Origin of the sequence: Phyllobacterium sp., assembly GCF_037994425.1 — a bacterium.
Classification (GTDB): domain Bacteria; phylum Pseudomonadota; class Alphaproteobacteria; order Rhizobiales; family Rhizobiaceae; genus Phyllobacterium.
Window position 1 is genome coordinate 1 of record NZ_JBBNAM010000200.1, and the last position, 3060, is coordinate 3060.

Below are 3060 nucleotides of genomic sequence, written 5' to 3' on the forward strand. Positions count from 1 at the left end.
ATAGATGGATTAGATCGATATTTTCCCAGTTTTCTAAATGGATGTCGAGTACCAAATTACAGCCATCAGTTCTCTCCCGAGACAGTCCAATAGAAGGAACTTAGGCTATGTCTTCCATACTTCTCGTCACATCGAGCCCCCGCGGCGCAGCTTCGCACTCCACGCGCGTCGCAACCGAACTTGCCCAGAAACTGCAGGCAAAGACACCCAGCAGCAAAATCGTCAACCGTGATCTAGCAAGCAATCCGCTTCCGCATATCGATGCAGATTACTCGTCTGGCATCTATACGCCGGCCGAATCGCGTTCACCTCGTCAGCACAGTGTTGTGGGCGTGTCGGACGCCATCGTGGATGAGTTGTTCGCTGCGGACGCCATCGTAATCGCGACGGGCCTCATCAACTTCAATATCACTTCGACACTAAAGGCCTGGGTCGATCATATCGCCCGCGCCGGCAAGACATTCAGCTACGGCGCCGAAGGCCCGAAGGGCCTTGTCACCGGCAAGAAAGTCTACATTGTCATCGCATCAGGCGGTGTCTACTCGAGTGGTCCGGCCGCTGCATTTGATCATGCAGTCCCCTACCTTAAGACCGCGCTTGGCTTTCTCGGCATGACCGATGTGGAAGTTGTGCGTATCGAGGGTGTCGCCATGGGCCCGGAGGCGGAAGCCAAGGCAGTTTCTTCGGCTCTCGACCAGACAAGCGACCTGGCGCTTGCCGCCTAAGGGCAAACACCAGCTAATCGCGAAAAAGGCGGGCTTCTGGCCCGCCTTTTTTCATTTCACAACAGTATAGAGCGATCTATTTGCGATTGGCACGCTCGGCATCGTCGAGACGCCTCAGCTGGTCGAGAAGGCTTTCCGGAAAGGTCTCTTCGACCTTGTAAATACCCGCAGCACGTATGGCTGACCTATAGGACGACTGGGAGATCTGTCGTCTTAAGATCTGCGAGAGTTGTTTTTCGTAGGTACGGTTTCGGCCGTCCATTGATCAAGCTCCAAACTTACGCTTCGTTAGATGAACAACCGTTCCCCGAGACGAAGGTTCCCCTTTTCCAGCCTTAAGACATCAATGGCAATGTGTCGCGGCGCCGCAGCCTGCGCACCGCACTGCCAAACAAACCTCATTGGGAACTGTTTGCTACTACCTGGCGTTGTGTTGCACGTTTACAACGATCCGGGGAACAGGACTTGCTTGAAACATTTCACTACCTCAATACGCTGCCGATATTTCCACACGCCTTCGCCCTTGCCGTGGCCTATATTCTCGCCTTCCCGATCGGATGGGAGCGTGAGCAGGAGGAGCGCAGTGCGGGTTTGCGTACCTTTCCGCTCGTTGCCCTCGCAAGCTGCGGATTTGTTCAAGGCGCCGAGGGTCCGATGGCAGAGAGTCCCGAGGCCTTGGCTCGCATCGTAGAAGGATTGATCACCGGCGTGGGATTCATCGGCGGAGGGGCGATTCTCCAGCTGAAGGATTCCGTGCGAGGGACGGCAACCGCGGCAAGCATCTGGTCGACGGGGGCAATCGGGGTCTCGGTCGGGCTCGAAAGCTACGATGTCGCGATCATCATATCCTTGGTAACGCTCCTCACCCTTCGCCTGATGCTGCCGCTCAAGAAGGAGCCAAAACAGAAGTAAGGTCGAGAATCTCAGCCCTTATTGTTGCGGTGCTGTAGCGCCTTTTCCCATCTCAACGCTGAATCGACGATCGTGTCGAGATCGTCAAGCTTGGGCTGCCAGCCAAGATCAAGGCGCGCTTTGGTGCTGTCGGCGACGACAGAGGCCGCGTCACCCGGGCGGCGCACGGTCAGTCGGGCGTCGATGGGTGAGCCATGTACACGTTCCACGCTCTCGATGACTTCCTTGACGGAAAAGCCGCGGCCGTAGCCGCAATTCGCCACCATGCTGCTGCCGCCAGCGCGCAGGCGCTCCAACGCCAGGCGATGCGCCGCTACAAGATCGCTGACATGAATATAGTCGCGCACACAGGTGCCATCCGGCGTCGGGAAATCGTGACCGAAGATCTCCATATAGGGCCGCTTGCCAAGGGCGGTCTCGCACGCCACCTTGATGAGGTGGGTAGCGCCCCTTGTCGATTGACCGGTGCGTCCCTTCGTATCGGCGCCTGCCACATTGAAGTAACGTAGCGCCGTATAGTGAAAATCATGGGCGGCAGCGGTATCGCGCAGCATCCATTCCGTCATCAGTTTGGAAAAGCCATACGGCGACTCCGGAAGCGTCGCTCCATCTTCGGTCACAGGCTTCATGCCGGCATCGCCGTAAACGGCCGCGGTCGACGAGAAAATGAAATTCTTCACATCTGATTTGATGACCGCTTCGATCAGCGCCCGCGACTTGCAGGTATTGTTCTCATAGTAAGTGAGCGGATCGCGGACAGAATCCGGCACGACCACCGATCCGGCAAAGTGGATCACCGCGTCGACGTAGTTGCGCTCGATGGTCTGACGAACGAGGCTCTGATCCGCGATGTCACCGACGATCAGTTTCGCCTCGCGCGGCACTGCCCAGTCGAAGCCCGTTGATAGACGATCAAGTACGATGACGGAATCGCCAGCATCCAGCAATTCCCAGACCATGTGGCTGCCGATATATCCAGCGCCGCCGGTCACAAGCACGGTCATTGACACAGCCCCTTGGTCCCCATTCTGTTGCCCAGAGTTGATCTTGTCGTATCGAGACAGCCATTGGAAGCTAGCCGTCTCGCCAATGCGATGCACCTTACGTGGTATGCGGGTAAAGGGAACGTATAAATTGCAAGTAGGGTGAATCTTCACATTGTCATAGCGGCCAGATTCGCACCCGCGATCACGCGATGTCTTCGACAATTTTTGCCGGCTTCAACATTTTATGGTTAGAGTTTCGTTGAAGACGTGGCAAATTGACCATTAACTCCTAATGGATTTTGCCAGGCAGAAACGCTACTACGTTCATGATACAGGAGCAATTCATGGACTATCGTCGGTTTTTCGAAGACGCGATCGACCAGTTGCACGCTGAAAAGCGCTACCGGGTCTTTGCTAATCTGGAACGGATCGTGGGT

At 55.9% G+C, this 3060-nt stretch carries 4 protein-coding genes; 2 read left to right on the forward strand and 2 right to left on the reverse strand.

What is annotated here, in order from left to right; genetic code table 11:
• Nucleotides 1–107: 107 nt before the first annotated feature.
• Entirely contained in the window at nt 108–725 is a 618-nt protein-coding gene (locus AAAB35_RS14180) for an FMN-dependent NADH-azoreductase (protein WP_340668928.1), read from the forward strand.
• A 76-nt stretch (nt 726–801) separates the two neighbouring features.
• Here AAAB35_RS14180 and AAAB35_RS14185 read toward each other — a convergent pair whose 3' ends face one another.
• Nucleotides 802–987, reverse strand: a complete 186-nt coding sequence (locus AAAB35_RS14185) for a hypothetical protein (RefSeq protein WP_340668929.1) — start codon at nt 985–987, stop codon at nt 802–804.
• Between the two features lie 203 nt (nt 988–1190).
• Between AAAB35_RS14185 and AAAB35_RS14190 the strand changes: the two genes are divergently transcribed.
• Nucleotides 1191–1637, forward strand: coding sequence for an MgtC/SapB family protein (locus AAAB35_RS14190; RefSeq protein WP_340668930.1), 447 nt, complete (start codon nt 1191–1193; stop codon nt 1635–1637).
• A gap of 11 nt (nt 1638–1648) precedes the next feature.
• Here AAAB35_RS14190 and galE read toward each other — a convergent pair whose 3' ends face one another.
• Entirely contained in the window at nt 1649–2641 is a 993-nt protein-coding gene (gene galE, locus AAAB35_RS14195) for a UDP-glucose 4-epimerase GalE (protein ID WP_340668931.1), read from the reverse strand.
• Nucleotides 2642–3060: the final 419 nt, after the last annotated feature.